The 15,966-nt window shown below is 68.7% G+C and carries 15 protein-coding genes; 14 read left to right on the top strand and 1 reads right to left on the bottom strand.

The window, feature by feature from the left end; translation table 11 throughout:
• Positions 1-30 precede the first annotated feature (30 nt).
• The 9 genes from urtB to ACWPN8_RS21555 all read left to right on the top strand — a co-directional run bounded on the left by urtB (position 31) and on the right by ACWPN8_RS21555 (position 10,655).
• Complete coding sequence (urtB, locus tag ACWPN8_RS21595) at positions 31-900, top strand: urea ABC transporter permease subunit UrtB (protein WP_109446928.1); 870 nt, start codon at positions 31-33, stop codon at positions 898-900.
• A gap of 162 nt (positions 901-1,062) precedes the next feature.
• Positions 1,063-2,199 (top strand): urea ABC transporter permease subunit UrtC, encoded by a 1,137-nt coding sequence (gene urtC, locus ACWPN8_RS21590; RefSeq protein ID WP_109446930.1) that lies wholly within the window; start codon positions 1,063-1,065, stop codon positions 2,197-2,199.
• A 14-nt stretch (positions 2,200-2,213) separates the two neighbouring features.
• Positions 2,214-2,963 (top strand): urea ABC transporter ATP-binding protein UrtD, encoded by a 750-nt coding sequence (gene urtD, locus ACWPN8_RS21585; protein WP_109446932.1) that lies wholly within the window; start codon positions 2,214-2,216, stop codon positions 2,961-2,963.
• Positions 2,956-3,651, top strand: coding sequence for an urea ABC transporter ATP-binding subunit UrtE (gene urtE / locus ACWPN8_RS21580; RefSeq protein WP_492242225.1), 696 nt, complete (start codon positions 2,956-2,958; stop codon positions 3,649-3,651). Before urtD ends, urtE begins: the two co-directional genes overlap by 8 nt.
• Positions 3,652-3,766: 115 nt before the next feature.
• Positions 3,767-4,807 carry an aliphatic amidase gene (locus ACWPN8_RS21575; protein ID WP_492242224.1) on the top strand — a complete coding sequence of 347 codons (1,041 nt, stop codon included), beginning with the start codon at positions 3,767-3,769 and terminating at the stop codon, positions 4,805-4,807.
• Between the two features lie 83 nt (positions 4,808-4,890).
• Positions 4,891-5,691 carry a CbbQ/NirQ/NorQ/GpvN family protein gene (locus ACWPN8_RS21570; RefSeq protein WP_492242223.1) on the top strand — a complete coding sequence of 267 codons (801 nt, stop codon included), beginning with the start codon at positions 4,891-4,893 and terminating at the stop codon, positions 5,689-5,691.
• A 41-nt stretch (positions 5,692-5,732) separates the two neighbouring features.
• On the top strand, positions 5,733-7,499 hold the full coding sequence (locus ACWPN8_RS21565; RefSeq protein ID WP_492242222.1) for a nitric oxide reductase activation protein NorD: 1,767 nt from the start codon (positions 5,733-5,735) through the stop codon (positions 7,497-7,499).
• Positions 7,500-7,623: 124 nt separating this feature from the next.
• Positions 7,624-7,905 (top strand): DUF4167 domain-containing protein, encoded by a 282-nt coding sequence (locus ACWPN8_RS21560; protein ID WP_492242221.1) that lies wholly within the window; start codon positions 7,624-7,626, stop codon positions 7,903-7,905.
• Between the two features lie 332 nt (positions 7,906-8,237).
• Positions 8,238-10,655 carry a PAS domain S-box protein gene (locus ACWPN8_RS21555; protein WP_492242220.1) on the top strand — a complete coding sequence of 806 codons (2,418 nt, stop codon included), beginning with the start codon at positions 8,238-8,240 and terminating at the stop codon, positions 10,653-10,655.
• A gap of 16 nt (positions 10,656-10,671) precedes the next feature.
• On the opposite strand, the gene ACWPN8_RS21550 is transcribed toward ACWPN8_RS21555, so the two are convergent.
• Positions 10,672-11,469: a phosphodiesterase gene (locus tag ACWPN8_RS21550; RefSeq protein ID WP_109446945.1), complete on the bottom strand. Its 798-nt coding sequence runs from the start codon at positions 11,467-11,469 to the stop codon at positions 10,672-10,674.
• Between the two features lie 233 nt (positions 11,470-11,702).
• On the opposite strand from ACWPN8_RS21550, the gene ACWPN8_RS21545 reads away from it, so the two are divergent.
• From ACWPN8_RS21545 to ACWPN8_RS21525, 5 genes are all read left to right on the top strand, one after another.
• The gene (locus ACWPN8_RS21545; protein WP_492242219.1) at positions 11,703-13,004 is read left to right on the top strand and encodes an alanine racemase; all 1,302 of its coding nucleotides are present in this window, start codon (positions 11,703-11,705) and stop codon (positions 13,002-13,004) included.
• A 21-nt stretch (positions 13,005-13,025) separates the two neighbouring features.
• Complete coding sequence (locus tag ACWPN8_RS21540) at positions 13,026-13,694, top strand: amino acid ABC transporter permease (protein WP_109446949.1); 669 nt, start codon at positions 13,026-13,028, stop codon at positions 13,692-13,694.
• A gap of 14 nt (positions 13,695-13,708) precedes the next feature.
• The gene (locus ACWPN8_RS21535) at positions 13,709-14,359 is read left to right on the top strand and encodes an amino acid ABC transporter permease (RefSeq protein WP_109446951.1); all 651 of its coding nucleotides are present in this window, start codon (positions 13,709-13,711) and stop codon (positions 14,357-14,359) included.
• A complete protein-coding gene (locus ACWPN8_RS21530; protein ID WP_109446953.1) occupies positions 14,346-15,074 on the top strand; it encodes an amino acid ABC transporter ATP-binding protein in 729 nt (242 codons plus the stop codon). Before ACWPN8_RS21535 ends, ACWPN8_RS21530 begins: the two co-directional genes overlap by 14 nt.
• An 81-nt stretch (positions 15,075-15,155) precedes the next feature.
• The gene (locus tag ACWPN8_RS21525) at positions 15,156-15,959 is read left to right on the top strand and encodes a transporter substrate-binding domain-containing protein (RefSeq protein WP_109446955.1); all 804 of its coding nucleotides are present in this window, start codon (positions 15,156-15,158) and stop codon (positions 15,957-15,959) included.
• Positions 15,960-15,966: the final 7 nt, after the last annotated feature.

Here is a 15,966-nt window from a genome sequence, read left to right as displayed (position 1 = left end):
CGCCCGACGCTCTCCCCGTCGGAGGGGCTTATGGATATTTTCTTCGGTCAACTCTTCACCGGGCTCAGCATCGCGTCGATCCTGCTGCTGGTGGCGCTCGGGCTTGCGATCATCTACGGCGCGATGGGGGTGATCAACCTCGCCCATGGCGAGTTCGTCATGCTGGGCGCCTACGGCACCTGGTTCCTCCAGTCGCAGTTCGGCCTGCCGCTGATCCCCTGCCTGCTGCTGGTGTTCTTCATGGTGGCGGCGGCCGGCTGGGTGGTCGAGAGCACGGTGGTCCGCTTCCTCTACCACCGGCCGCTCGACACCATCCTGGCGACCTGGGGCATCGGCATCATGCTGCAACAGGCGGTGCGCCTGTCCGCCGGGGCCGAGCTGCGCTATGTCCAGACGCCGGAGTTCCTGTCCGGCAGCATCGACATTGCCGGGGTCGGCATCCCCAGCTACCGCCTGTTCATCCTGGCACTGACCGCCGCCCTGCTGGCGCTGACCTGGTTCGTCATCCAGCGCACCGAGTTCGGCATGAAGCTGCGCGCCGTCACCCAGAACCGCGAGATGGCCAGCTGCTACGGCATCAACAGCGCCAGGATCTACAGCCTGACCTTCGCCTTCGGTTCCGGCCTCGCCGGGCTGGCCGGGGCGCTGGTGGCGCCGATCAAGAGCGTGGCGCCGGACATGGGCACCAACTTCGTGGTCGATGCCTTCATGGTGGTGGTGGTCGGCGGGGTGGGCAGCCTGATCGGCACGGTGGTCAGTTCCGGCCTGCTCGGCAGCGGCACCGCCGGCATCGCCTTCCTGCTGAACGACACGCTGGCAAAGGCGCTGGTCTTCCTGGCGGTGGTGGTGCTGGTCCGCTTCCGTCCGCAGGGCCTGTTCGTCGACCAGCGGCGCCGGTGAGGGGGGCCGAAGGCGATGACCATCCTCCCGTTCCCCGACGACCTCCCCCACGACCGGCCCGCCACCCTCGGTCAATCGACTCCCAGCCAGCCAAATCTCCGCCAACCCGATCTTCAAAGCCGGGCCGGTTCCCCGGTCGGTCCCGTCGTCCGGAGCCCGCTCATGTCGAAATCGACCCTGTCGCGCAGCAAGCCCTACGCCCAGCTCGCCGCCTATCTGCTGTTCTGCGCCGTCATCCTGGCGGTTCCCAGTTTCGTCACCGACGCCTTCCTCCTGAACAAGTTCGCCCGCTATCTGGCGCTCGGCCTGGCCGCCGCCGCGCTGGCCTTGAGCTGGGGCTATGCCGGCATCCTCAACCTGGGGCAGGGGGTCAGCTTCGGCATCGGCGCCTATGCCATCGCCATGCATCTGAAGCTGAAGACCAGCCCGGTCCACACCGGGTCGGCCGGGCTGCCGGACTTCATGGTGTGGAACAACCTCGACCACCTGCCCTGGTTCTGGCAGCCCTTCCATTCCAGCCTGTTCGCGGTGGCGGCCGGCATCCTGGCGCCGGTGGTGGTGGCGCTGCTGCTGGGCTCCTTCATGTTCCGGGCGCGGATCGCCGGGGTCTATGTCGCCATCATCACGCTCGCCATGCTGGCGGTGGTCAATCTGCTGTTCATCGACCAGCAGGCCTACACCGGCGGCTTCAACGGCATCACCGATCTGGCGTGGCTGGAGGCCGGCAGCGTCACCTTCGATCCCTACAGCCCGGCCTTCTACTATCTGTCCGCCGGGGCGCTGTCGCTGTGCCTGCTGCTCGGCCTCGCCTTCACCCGCAGCAAGGCCGGGCTGATCCTCCAGGCGATCCGCAACGACGCCGACCGGGTGCGCTTCTTCGGCTACGACGTCGCCGCCTACCAGTCGCTCGCCTTCGCGGTGTCGGCCGGCATGGCCGGGCTGGCGGGCATGCTCTACGCCATGGTGCTGGAATTCGCCTCGCCCACCTTCATGGGGGTGCCGCTCAGCCTGTCGATGGTGATCTGGGCGGCGGTCGGCGGGCGCGGCTCGCTCTTGGGGGCCGCCATCGGCGCCATTCTGGTCAACTTCATGCAGGGCAGCCTGTCCGAGAGTTTCCTCGACACCTGGCAGCTGATCCTCGGCGGCATGTTCATCCTGGTCGTGGTCTTCCTGCCCAACGGCCTGTCGAGCCTGATCGGCATCCTGGCCGACCGCCTGACCCGCCCAGCGCGGCAGACGCCGGACACCGCCCTTGCCGCCCTTTCCGAGGCGCCGCGTGCCGGCCGCACGCCGAGTTGAAGGAGACGATCCTCATGGCCTATCTCGAACTCCACGGGCTGGAAGTCAGCTTCGACGGCTTCAAGGCGGTCAACGGCCTGGATCTGGCGGTCGAGCGCGGCGAGCTGCGCTGCCTGCTGGGCGCCAACGGGGCCGGCAAGTCCACCACGCTGGACCTGATCTGCGGCCGGACCCAGCCGACCGGCGGGCGCATCCTGCTCGACGGGCAGGACATCACCAGTGCGCCGGAATACCGGCGCGCCCGCCATGGGGTGGGCCGCAAGTTCCAGGTGCCCAGCGTGTTCAGGGAACTGACGGTGCGCGAAAATCTGGAGGTCGCGCACTCCCGGCATCCCGGCCCGGCGCGGACGATCCGCCTGTTCCCCGGCATCCGCCTCGACCGGCGCATCGCCGAGGTGCTGGAGATCGTCGAGCTGGCCGACGAGTTGGACACCCGGGCCGCCTTCCTGTCGCACGGCCAAACGCAATGGCTGGAGATCGCCATGCTGCTGGTCCAGGACAGCGCCCTGATCCTGATGGACGAGCCGACCGCCGGCATGACCATCCAGGAGACCGGCAAGACCTCGCGCATCTTCCAGCGGCTGCGCGGCCGGCACACGCTGATCGTGGTCGAGCACGACATGGGCTTCGTGCGCGAGATCGCCGAGACCATCACCGTGCTGCACCAGGGCAAGCGCCTGTCCGAAGGATCGATCCGGCAGGTGGAGGAGGATCCCAAGGTGCGCGAGGCCTATCTTGGAAGCGGGGGCATCTCCCATGCTTGACATGACCGACGTCTATTCCTTCTACGGCAGCAGCCCGGTGTTGCAGAATGTCAGCTTCGCGGTGCCCAGGGGCAGCCTGCTCAGCGTGCTGGGCCGCAACGGGGTGGGGAAGACCACGCTGATGCGGACCGTCATGGGGCTGACCGACCGGGTCACCGGCCGGATCGGGCTGGGCGGCAGCGACATCCGGGGTGAGCCGACCCACCGCCGCGCCGGTCTCGGCATCGGCTATGTCCCGCAGGGGCGCGGCATCGTCGGCAAATTCACCATCCGCGAGAACATCCTGATGGGCAGCTTCGCCCGACCGGACGGCAAGCGCGAGATCCCGCCGCTGGTGTTCGAGATGTTCCCCTATCTGCGCGACAACCTGAACCGGAAGGGCGGCGACCTGTCCGGCGGCCAGCAGCAGCAGCTGGCGATCGCGCGGTCGCTGGCGGCGAAGCCGCAGATCCTGCTGCTGGACGAGCCGACCGAGGGCATCCAGCCCAACATCGTCGAGCAGATCCAAAACGTCATCATGACCCTGAACCGCCAGCACGGCATCACCGTCGTGCTGGTCGAACAGAATGTGAGGTTCGCGCGGCAGGCCTCCGACCTCTTCCTGATGCTCGACAAGGGGCGGGTCGCCGCCCACGGGCCGACGGAAAGCCTGACCGACGATCTGGTGCACCGGCACATGGCGGTCTAGGCCGCAGTTCCGGTCCCACTCCCGCCACCCCCGAAACACGGGTTCGCCGTCCAGCCTCGCGCCGGGACGGGACGCCCCTTCCTTATCGATCCACAGACCAGAAAGGGAATGCACCATGTTGCACGGCGATATTTCCAGCAGCAAGGACACCGTCGGCGTCGCGGTCGTGAACTACAAGATGCCGCGCCTGCACACCAAGGCCGAAGTTCTCGACAATGCCCGCAAGATCGCGGAGATGGTCCAGGGCATGAAGGTCGGCCTGCCCGGCATGGATCTGGTGATCTTCCCGGAATATTCGACCCACGGGATCATGTACGATTCCAAGGAGATGTACGAAACGGCCTCGGCCATCCCCGGCGACGAGACCCAGATCTTCGCCGACGCCTGCCGCAAGGCGAAGGTCTGGGGCGTTTTCTCCCTGACCGGCGAGCGGCATGAGGAGCATCCGCACAAGGCGCCCTACAACACGCTGATCCTGATGAACGACAAGGGCGAGATCGTCCAGAAATACCGCAAGATCATGCCGTGGGTTCCCATCGAAGGCTGGTATCCCGGCAACTGCACCTTCGTCACCGACGGGCCAAAGGGGCTGAAGATCAGCCTGATCATCTGCGACGACGGCAACTATCCGGAGATCTGGCGCGACTGCGCCATGAAGGGTGCGGAGCTGATCGTCCGCTGCCAGGGCTACATGTATCCGGCCAAGGAGCAGCAGGTCATCATGTCCAAGGCGATGGCCTGGGCCAACAACACCTATGTCGCGGTGGCGAACGCCGCCGGCTTCGACGGGGTCTATTCCTACTTCGGCCATTCCGCCATCATCGGCTTCGACGGCCGGACGCTGGGCGAGTGCGGCACCGAGGAGAACGGCATCCAGTACGCCCAGCTCTCCACCTCGCTGATCCGCGACGCGCGCAAGAACATGCAGTCGCAGAACCACCTCTTCAAGCTGGTCCACCGCGGCTACACCGGCAAGATCAACTCCGGCGAGGATTCCAAGGGCGAGGCGGCCTGCGCCTACAGCTTCTACCATGACTGGATCAACGATCCGGAAGGCACCCGCGCGCGGGTCGAGGCGATGACCCGCGGCACCGTCGGCACCGAGGAATGCCCAATCGACGGCATCCCCAACCTGGAAACCGCCCTGCATCGTTGAGGGGTCGGGCTGGGTCGCGGCGGGTGTCGGGAGACGCCCGCCGCCTCTCTCCGAAGCGGGACCAATCATGAGGAGACGTGCCGATGGCGCTGGATGCACACCGGATTCCGGAGGAGCCCTATTACCGGCCGGTCGCCGGGGAGGTGGCACTGTTCGAGGCCGCCTATGCGGCGCGCATGCCGATGATGCTGAAGGGCCCCACCGGCTGCGGCAAGACCCGCTTCATCGAGCATATGGCATGGCGGCTCGGCCGGCCGCTGGTGACGGTGGCCTGCCACGAGGACATGACCGCGTCGGATCTGGTCGGGCGCTTCCTGCTCGATCCCGGCGGCACGGTCTGGCACGACGGGCCGCTGACCCAGGCGGTACGCCATGGCGCCATCTGCTATCTCGACGAGATCGTCGAGGCCCGCCAGGACACCACCGTCGTCATCCACCCGCTGACCGACGCCCGCCGGATCCTGCCGCTGGAGAAGCGCAACGAGCTGGTCCAGGCCCATCCGGACTTCCAACTGGTGATCTCCTACAACCCCGGCTACCAGAGCGTCCTGAAGGATCTGAAGGAATCGACCAAGCAGCGCTTCGCCGCCATCGAGTTCGGCTACCCCGACGCCACGGTGGAGGCGGAGATCGTCGCCCATGAATCGGGTGTCGCCGCCGGTACCGCGGAGCTGCTGGTCCGCATCGCCGCAAGCTCGCGCAACCTGAAGGGCCATGGGCTTCAGGAAGGGGTGTCCACCCGCATGTTGATCCATGCCGGCCGGCTGGTCGCGCAGGGGATCGCGCTGGAGACCGCCTGCCGGATCGCGCTGGTGCTGCCGATCACCGACGACGCCGACGTGCGGGACGCCTTCTCCGCCGCCGTGTCGGCGGCGATTGCCTGAGACGTCCCTCGTTGGAGAGAGAGACCAAGACCGGAGACCAGATGCCCGACGACCAGTCGCGTCAATTTCCCGCGGACCAGTTTCCCGCCGACACCGCCTTTTCCTCCGTTGAGCGCCGGCTGGTCGCCTATCTGGTCGCGCTGTGGCGGTTGCGGGTGCCGATCCGCCATGCCAAGCCGGATGCCGCCGGCAACCCGCCGCGGCGGGTCAGCCTGTCGGACGGGCTGATCTGGATGCCCGGCACCTTCCGCGGCGTCGATGGCCACCGCTCCGGCGCGTTGTTTCGCGCCGCCCTGGTCCATGCCGGGGCGCATCTGCGCTTCACCGGCCCGCGCTTTCCCGCCGCCGGGCTGAAGCCGTTGCAGCTGGCGCTCGTCTCGCTGATCGAGGATGCCCGCGTCGAGCAGCTGGCGATGCGCGAGCATCCCGGACTGCTGCGGGTCTGGCGGCCCTTCCACGTCGCCGAGCCGGACGGCGCCGGCACGGCCCCCGCCCTGATGGCGCGGCTGGCCCGCGCGCTGATCGACCCTGACTACCGCGACGACGACGCCTGGGTCGCCAAGGGCAGGCGGCTGTTCTTCGCGGCGGAGTCCGACTGGCACAGCCCGGCGCTCAGCCGCCGGATCGGCGGGCTGCTCGGCAACGATCTCGGCCAGATGCGGGTGCAGTTCAATTCCAAGGATCATGTCGTCGAGCCGGCCTACCGCGACGACAACATCGGCCTGTGGGACCATGGCGAGGCGCCGCCCACCCCGCCCAGCGACGCCGAGACGGTGTTCGAGGCCTTCCGCACCGAGCAGGAGGAGCGCGACCGCGGCCGCCCCGACGATCAGGTCGGGGAGGGCGCCACCCCGGCGCGGCTGTCCGCCGCCGATGTCCCCGCCCGCGCGGTGGGGGAGGAGGAGATCACCGCCCCGCCGGTACGTTACCCGGAATGGGACTACCGCGTCGGCATCGACCGTCCCGACTGGGTGGTGCTGAACGAACGGCGGAGCGAACCCGGCGACCCCGCCGCCATCGCCCGCATCGTCGAACGCCATCAGGCGACCGCCGACCGGCTGACCGCGCTGGTCCGCTCGGCCAAGGTCAGCCGTCCGGTGCGGCTGCGCCGCCAGCCGGAGGGCGACCGCATGGATCTGGACGCCTGCATCGACGCGATGGTCAGCCACCGCCGCGGCGAGGCTCCCGATCCGCGGGTGCATGAGGTGCTGGTCCGCCGCAACCGCGACCTGTCGGTCCTGCTGCTGCTCGACGTGTCCGCCTCGACCGGCGATCCGGTTGCCGGGGGCGGGCGCAGCGTGCTGTCGGTGGAGCGGGAGGCCGCGACCCTGTTCGCCCAGGCGCTGGACGGGCTGGGCGATCCCTTCGCCATCCATGCCTTCCGCTCCAACGGGCGGCAGGACGTCAGCTATTACCGGATCAAGGCGTTCCACCAGCCCTACGACGACGCGGCCAGGGGGCGGCTGGCCGGATTGAAGGCCGGTCTGTCCACCCGGCTCGGCACCGCGCTGCGCCATGCCGGGCGGCTGCTGGAACGGCAGGCGACCCATCGCCGCCTGCTGCTGGTGGTGACCGACGGCGAGCCGTCGGACATCGACGTCGCCGACCGCCGCTATCTGCTGGACGACGCCCGTCGCGCCGTGCTGGGGCTGGCGGCGCGGGGGATCGACTGCTTCGTGATCGGGCTCGACCCCCAGGGCCGCGACTACCTGACCCGGATGTTCGGGGCCCGCAACGTCATGGTGATCGACCGCGCCGACAAGCTGCCGGAGGTGCTGCCGACCTTCTATCTGCGCCTGTCGACGTGATGGGTTCGGCCGGGCCGGCGGAACCGGGCCGAACGGCGTGACGGCGGATGTCGTCATTGCCGAGACGCCACAGAATTTTCGCGCATCGCGGCGATGGGCAGCGTAGACTCCGCCGGATCGGAGGATGCCCCTCCCTGTCCCCTCAAGGAAGTCCGTAAGACCCATGCCACCCTCCAGGCCCCGCGTACCAGTGCCGCGACCGAACTTCAGCAAGTCCCGCTCCAACACCGGCGCATCGACCGGGGTCCGGCCGGCGCCCGCCCGTGTGAACGGATCGGCGCTGCAAAAACAGACCCAGTGGCTCGCCCGCGCCACCGATGCCGAACGCACGGGCGACAGTGTGGAAGCGGAGCTTTGCCGGCAGTATGCCGAGCATTGGTTTCGCGTCTCACGCGGCCAGGATTGAAAGCAGCCTGTCGCCAAGGCGAGCGAATCGACGTTTCCACCAGGCAGAGGCGGTCGCCGCCGTCTTCCCCGCAGCGTGAGCCGACCTTGTCCGGGACAGTCCCACCGTCTATAAACGGGCATGCCTCAGCGGAAGACTGCTCCAGCCCCACCCGGTTCCGAACGCCGAGCCGTTGCCGGACGACTGCCGGCTGAGAGCCGGACGCGCAGGCAGGGCAGAGGGTCAGCGACCGCATGAGCACCCATTTGCCGGACCTCGAGGCGTGCGATTGGAGCGCAACCCCGCTCGGACCGCGTGAGAGCTGGAGTCCCGCCCTCGAGGCGATCTTCACCATGATGCTCGGATCCCCCTTCGCCATGTGCGCGACCTGGGGACCGGAACAGACGCTGCTCTACAACGCCGCCTATGTTCCCTTCCTGGGCAAGCGCCACCCGGCGGCGCTGGGGCAGCCGATTGCCGTCGTCTGGTCCGAGGTGTGGGACACGATCGGCCCGCTCATCGCGCGTGTGCTGGAGGGCCAGTCGGTCAGCGTCACCGACATGCACCTCGTGATGACCCGCAACGGCAGCGAGGAGGACACATGGTGGACCTTCGCCTACAGCCCGCTGCGCGATCGCGGACGGGTCGTCGGCATGCTCGACATCGCGACGGAAACGACGGCAGGGGTCATGGCGGCCAGGCAGCGCGACGCCGTCGAGGCGGAACTGCGGGCGCGCAACGTGGCGCTGGAGCAGGAGGTGGCCGCCCGCACCGAAGCCGGCAACCGGTTCTCCACCCTCATTCAGCATCTTCCGGTCGCGGTGTGCCTGTTCGACGCCGATGGGCGGGCGCTGCTGTCCAGCCCGCTCTATCGCGAACTCCTGCCCGATCAACCCATCCCCTCCAGAATGACGAAGCAGGAGGAGGCCGACCGCTGGCGCAGCTTCGACGCCAACGGGGAGCGCCTTCCGCCCAGCCGTTATCCCGCCGCACGCTCCCTGCGCGGCGAATTGGTCTCTCCCGGCATCGAATTCCTCCACCGAAAGACGGATGGAACCGAGCGCTGGTTCGCCGTCAGCAGCGTGCCGCTGACGGACGGCGCCGGACAGGTCACCGGCGCCATCGCGATGCTGGAAGACATCGACCATCGCAAGCGCGCCCTGGAGACCGCCCGCACCGATGCCGAACGGGTCCAGCTGGCCCTGTCGGCCGGCGCGATCATCGGCACCTGGTTCTGGGACATCGCGACCGACCGCTTCACCATCGACGAGGCGTTCGCCAAGGCCTTCGGGGTCGATCCGGCGCTCGGGCGCGAGGGCATCAGCCTGGCGCAGATGGTCGAGACCGTGCATCCGGACGACCGGGCCGGTCTGGCCAAGGCGGTCGGCGAAGCGGTTGCGCGGGGTGGCCGCTATGCCCACCAGTACCGCGTCCGCCGGCATGACGGACGCTATTACTGGATCGAGGCCAACGGGCGCGTCGATCACGGCGCCGACGGGACGCCGCTGGGCTTTCCCGGCGTGCTCATCGATGTCGAGGAGCGGCGCACGATCATAGCGGAGCGCGACCGGGCGATTGCGGAGCTGCGCGCCCTCAACGACACCCTGGAACAGCGCGTCGCCGAGCGCACGGCCGAGCTGATGCAGGCCGAGGAGACGCTGCGGCAATCGCAGAAGATGGAGGCGGTCGGCCAGCTGACCGGCGGCATGGCGCACGACTTCAACAATCTGCTCCAGGCGATGTCGGGCTGCCTTCAACTGGTCGGGCGGCGCGCCGGCCATGTCGCCGGGGTACAGAAGGTCCTTGAGTCCGGCCATCAGGCGGTGGACCGCGGCGCCAGCATGATCCGGCAGCTGATGGCCTTCTCGCGCCGCCAGAACCTCGAACCCGAAGCCTTCGACGTCCGCGACCGCCTGCTGGGGATGCGCAGTTTCCTCGACCGGGCGCTGCGCGCGGACATCCGGCTGGAGTTCGATCTGGAAGCCGGCTTGTGGCCGGCGATGGCCGACCCGGTGCAGTTCGAACTGGCGATCCTGAACCTCGCCACCAACGCCCGCGATGCCATCGCCGGAGCCGGCCATCTGCTGATCGGTGCCGGCAACGTCGAGCAGTGCGGCGAGCATGGCCTGTACGGCTCCTTCCTGCGGATCTGGGTGCGGGACAGCGGCCATGGCATGGCGCCGGCAACGCTGGAGCGGATCTTCGAACCCTTCTTCACCACCAAGGCGGTGGGCCAGGGCACCGGGCTGGGGCTGGCGCAGGTCTACGGCTTCTGCCGGCAATCCGGCGGGATCGCGACCGTCGACAGCGCGGAGGGGCAGGGCACCGTCGTGACGCTGCTGCTGCCGCGTGCCGAGACGATGCCCGCGGTGGCGGTCGATGCCCAGCGGCCCGTGGTCGATGGCGGCGGCGCCAGCGTGCTGCTGGTCGAAGACGACCCGGTGGTGGCGCTGGTGATCGTCGCGGCGCTGGAGGAAATGGGGTATCGGGTCAGCCGCGCCGCGAACGGGGAAGAGGCGTTGCGCCTGTTGCGGGACGGGGAAAGGCCGGACCTGCTGTTCAGCGACGTGGTGATGCCGGGCGAGATCGACGGCCCGGCCCTGGCGGCGGCGGCGCGGGCCCTGCTGCCCCGGCTGGCGGTGGTTCTGACCACCGGCTACAGCGAGGACCGGGCCGGGTTGAAAGGCTTCCCGGTGCTGTCGAAGCCCTACCGGATCGAGGATCTGGCGCTGACCCTGCGCCAGGAGATCGACCGGAACGCTAAACTTTAGAGCAAGCCGCCTATTTTCAAAAGAACGGCAGGGGGCCGGGAAAGTTGCCGACGGGCACGAGGTGTGTGACCAGCCCCGCGCCCTCCTGCCAGCGGTGAAGCAGGAAGGCCGGCGGCTCGACGTAGGAGGCCGGCTCGGCATCCGGTGCGAGCCGCAACGCGATGGCCGTCGTCGTGCTGGGGGCCGTGACCAGCACCGTCCCGGCAAAGCGGGCCAGCATGAAGCGGTGGACATGCCCGCACAGAAGCCGCTCGACCTGGGGATGGGCGGCCAGCACCGCCGCCAGACCCATGCCGTTCCGGCAATTGTACGCGTCGATGCAGGCGATGCCGCTTTCAAGGGGCGGCTGATGCAGCATGACGAGCGTCGGCCGCTCCGGCTCCTCCGACAGGCGCGCTGCGAGCCAGGCGCAGGCCTCCTCGCTTGCCTCCCCATGATGCTCGCGGGGAACGGTCACATCGAGGCCGAGGATGCGCAGCGGCCCTTTGTCGCCCACAGCGAAGTGGAGAGGCCCCGTTGCCGGCAGGTATGAGTGATCCGCGAAGGCCGTCCGGAACGCGTCCCGGTCATCGTGATTGCCCGGCAGCAGCAGGACCGGCTGGCGAATGGACCGCAGTGCGGCGCGCGCCTGCCCGTACTCGGCCGCGGTGCCGCGGTCGACGATGTCGCCGGTGACGATCACGAGGTCGGGTGCCGGATCGAGCGCGTTCAGCTGACGAACTGCGGCGTCGAACATCGCGTTCGAGTCGACCAGCCCCTGGTACAGCTCGCCCCGCGGGCGGATGTGGGGATCGGACAGATGGGCGATCAGCAAGGCGGCGGTCCCCGGTCGTGGTTTCGGTCAGCCTAGAGGGTCGGGACCGTTTTCAAAAGCCGATGAGCCGGCTTCGCGGTAGGGCCCGTCACGGTTATCCCGCCGGACACAAAGCCAGATTCTTTCCGAATGCATGATGACAACGTTGTCATTGCATCCATGCGGCGCTATGATAACGTTGTCATCGGACGTTCGACGCTTCGTCCTCATCTGGCTGATCAGGATTGCCGCCCATGAGCCTGTTTCTCGATGCGCTGCTCGACAGCGGTTTGGACGACACCATCCGCGGGGTGCCGCCGGGGACGGCGCCGCTGCAGCTGCGCGATGTCGGCGCCCAGAACTGGCGGCCGGCTGCCGGCGACATGGCGCTGCCGGTCCTGACGCTCGACGAGGACGCGTTTGCCGCCAACCGCGACCTGATCCTTGCCTATGCGCGACAGCACGGTGTGGCACTCGCCCCGCATGCCAAGACGCCGATGGCGCCGCAGATCGCGTCGGGACTGGTGGAGGCCGGGGCCTGGGGCGCCACCGTCGCCAATCTGCAGCAGGCCGCCGTGCTGCTGCGCGCCGGCGTGACCCGGCTGATCCTCGGCAACGAGATCGGCGGCATCGCCAGCGGCAGACGGCTGGGCGCTCTGCTCGCCGCCCACCCCGACGCCGACCTGCGCGCCTTCGCCGACTCCCCGGCGGCGGTTGAGACGCTTGCCGCCGCCGCCAAAGCCGCCAGCCGTCCGCTGGCCGTCCTGGTCGAAGTCGGCGCCGGCCGCGGCGGCGCCCGCGACCGCACGGCGGTGGACGCGATCCTCACCGCGGTGCTGCTGCATCCCGGCCTGCTGGTTCTCGACGGCGTCGCCACCTATGAGGGGGCTGTCGCGACCTCCGATCCGGCCCAGACCGCCGCCAACATCGCCGCCCTGATGGAGCGGACGGCGGAGGCCTTCGCCCTGGTGCGCGCGCTGGCGCCGGAGCGGCCGCTGCTGCTCACCGCCGGCGGATCGGCCTTCTTCGACATGGTGGTCGCCGCCCTGGCGCCGGTTGCGAAAGCCGACGGCAACGCCACGCTGGTGCTGCGCAGCGGTGCCATCTTCTTCCACGACCACGGCACCTACGAACGCGCGCTCGGCGCGCTGGACGCCCGGCAGGGTTTCGCCTGCGGCGGGGCGACGGCCGCCGATTTCCGCCCGGCCCTGCGCCTGTGGGCGGAGGTGCTGACCCGGCCGGAGCCGGGGCTGGCGATCTGCGGCTTCGGCATGCGCGATTCCTCCTTCGACCAGGATTTGCCCCGCCCGCTGCGCATCCACCGCGACGGCGTGGCGCTGCCGGCGGACGGGCTGCGGGTGACGCGGCTGAACGACCAGCACGCCTTCGTCGCCGTGCCGGCCGGCACCGATCTTGCCGGTCACGATCTGGCAGTCGGCGACATCGTCGAGTTCGGCATCTCCCACCCCTGCACCTGCATCGACCGCTGGCGGGTGCTGTTCGGCCTCGATGCCGACGGGCGGGTGTGCCGTGCCTACCGCACCTTCTTCGGCTGACCCGAGACGGCCAGATTCCCCATGCAGACATTGAATTTCCAGCAGCTCTGGCGCTATCAGGACCAGCTGATCGACGGCACGCTGCACACGCTGCTGCTGACCCTGGTGGCCGCGGTCCTCGGCACCGCCATCGGTGTCGCCGCGGCGGCGGCGGTGCGCAGCGGGCCGCGTCCGGTGCGCTGGGCGATCCGCGGCTATGTCGAGCTGATCCGCAACACGCCGTCGCTGATCCAGCTGTTCGTGGTCTTCTTCGTGCTGCCGGGCTTCGGCCTGCGGATGGGGGCCTTCGAGGCGGCGTCCATCGCGCTCGGTCTCTATTTCGGCGCCTACTGCACCGAGATCGTCCGTGCCGGGCTCGATGCCATCCCCGGCAGCCAGGTGGAAGCGGGCCAGTGCCTGGGGCTCTCGCGCTGGCAGGTGTTCCGGTACATCGTGCTGCCGCCCGCCCTGCGCAGCGTCTATCCCGCCTTCACCAGCCAGTTCGTCCTGCTGCTGCTCGGCACCTCGCTGGCCTCGCAGATCTCGGCGGAGGAGCTGTTCCACACCGGCGGCTTCATCGAGACGCGCACCTACCGCAGCTTCGAGGTCTATGCCGTGATCTGCGGCATCTACTTCGCCCTGGTGATGACCTTCAAACTGCTGTTCGCCGCGGTGGGGCACCTCGCCTTCCGCTGGCCGGTTCGGCGCTGACGGAGACACCGGCCATGCGTTCCTTCTCCCTCGGCGACCTGCTGTCGCTGCTCAGCGCCCTGCAATGGACGGCCGTCCTCGTCCTCATCGCACTCGGTTTCGGCGCGCCGCTGGCGCTGGCGCTCGCCCTGATGCGGACCAGTGCCAGCCGCGCGCTGCGCTGGACCGCCACCGCCTTCCTGCAACTGGTGCAGGGCGTGCCGCTGCTCGGCCTGCTGATGTTCTTCTATTTCGGCATGCCGGTCTTCCTCGGCATCGAGATGCCGCCGCTGGTCGCCGTCGGCATCGCCATGACCGTATACACCGCCTCCTTCCTCGGCGAGATCTGGCGCGGCGGCATCGAGGCGGTGAAGCACGAGCAGTGGGAGGCCGCCGCCTGTCTCGGCCTGTCGACCTGGCACCAGTTCCGCTACGTCATCGCGCCGCAGGCCTTCCGCATGGCGCTGCCGCCGACCGTCGGCTTCCTCGTCCAGCTGATCAAGGGCACCTCGCTGGCCTCCATCGTCGGCTTCGTCGAGCTTGCCCGTGCCGGCCAGCTGGTCAGCGCCGCCACCTTCCAGCCCCTGCTGGTCTACTCGATCGTCGCGGCGATCTATTTCGCCGCCTGCCTGCCGCTCACCCTGTGGGCCCGTTCCCTGGAGGTCCGTCTCAATGGCGCTCGTTGACATCCGAAACGTTACCAAGAGCTATGGGTCGACCCAGGTGCTCAAGGGGGTGTCGCTCGACATCAAGGAAGGCGAGATCGTCACCATCATCGGCAAGTCGGGCTCCGGCAAATCGACCCTGCTGCGCTGCATCAACGCGCTGGAGCGCATCGACGGCGGCGAGATCACGGTGGAAGGCCAGCCGGTGCGCACCGACATGCCGAACCTGCGCGACTTCCGCCAGCGCGTCGGCATCGTCTTCCAGGCCTTCAACCTGTTCCCCCACATGACGGTGGAGCGCAACATCACGCTGGCGCCGGTCCTCAACAAGCGGATCGCCAAGGCCGACGGCCGGGCGCTGGCGCTGGACGTGCTGGAGCGGGTCGGGCTGGCCGACAAGATCGACGCCTTTCCGGCCCAGCTGTCCGGCGGGCAGCAGCAGCGCGTCGCCATCGCCCGCTGCCTCGCCATGAAGCCGCACCTGATGCTGTTCGACGAGGTGACCTCGGCGCTCGACCCCGAACTGGTCGGCGAGGTGCTGAAGGTGATGGAGGACATGGCACGCCAGGGCATGACCATGGTGCTGGTCACCCACGAGATGGGCTTCGCCCGCAACGTCGCCTCCAAGATCGTCTTCATGCACCAGGGCCGCGTCTGGGAAGAGGGGCCGCCGGCCGAACTCTTCGCCAACCCCCGCACACCCGAATTGCAGAGCTTCATCGCCTCCGTCCGCTGAGGCGCTGCCGTGCCATTCGCCGAACCAACCACCGGTTCCCTGCCGAGGACCGGACAACCACCAGAACAGAGGAGCAATGTCGTGAGACTCTTCCGGACCCTCGCCGCCGCCGTGGCGGTCTGCGCCACCGTCGCGCTCTCCGCCGCCGCCCTGCCGTCCGCCGCCAAGGCCGATGCCCTGCAGAACGTGCTGTCGGCCGGCAAGCTGCGCGTCGGCGTTCTGATGGACGCCGCCCCCTGGGGCTTCAAGGACGCCAAGGGCGAGGCCGCCGGCCTCGACATCGACTTGGCCAAGCTGATGGCCGCCGACATGGGCGTGAAGCTGGATCTGGTCCAGGTGACCGGCGCCAACCGCATTCCCAGCCTGCTCGCCAACAAGGTCGACGTGCTGATCGCCGCCGCCGGGGCCACGCCGGAGCGCGCCCAGCAGGTGACCTTCACCCAGCCCTACGCCGCGGTCAATCTCGGCGTCTACGGGCCGAAGTCGATGGCGAACGCCAGCGATCCCGAGGGTCTGAAGGGCCACAGCATCGGCGTCGCCAAGGGCTCGACGCTCGACATCTGGCTGACCGACAACGCTCCCGGCGCCAAGCTGGTGCGCTTCGAGGACACCCCCGGCGCCATCGCCGCCTATCTGGCCGGGCAGGTCGAAACCTTCGCCGAGAACAGCGCCATCGCGCTGAAGGTCGCGCAGGACAATCCTGGCAAGGAGGTCGAGCAGAAGTTCCTGATCCGCCAGTCGCCGGCCCATGTCGCCGTCCGCCACGGCGAACAGGATTTGGTCAACTGGATCAACACCTTCCTGTTCTACAACCGCCTGAACGGCAAGCTGGGCGCCCTGCAGATGACGTGGTTCAAGGAAAAGCAGACGCTTCCGCAGATGTAACCCGCCG

The sequence above is a fragment of the Azospirillum sp. UENF 112521 genome (assembly GCF_058780665.1).
This window is presented reverse-complemented; position numbering and strand designations above follow the sequence as displayed.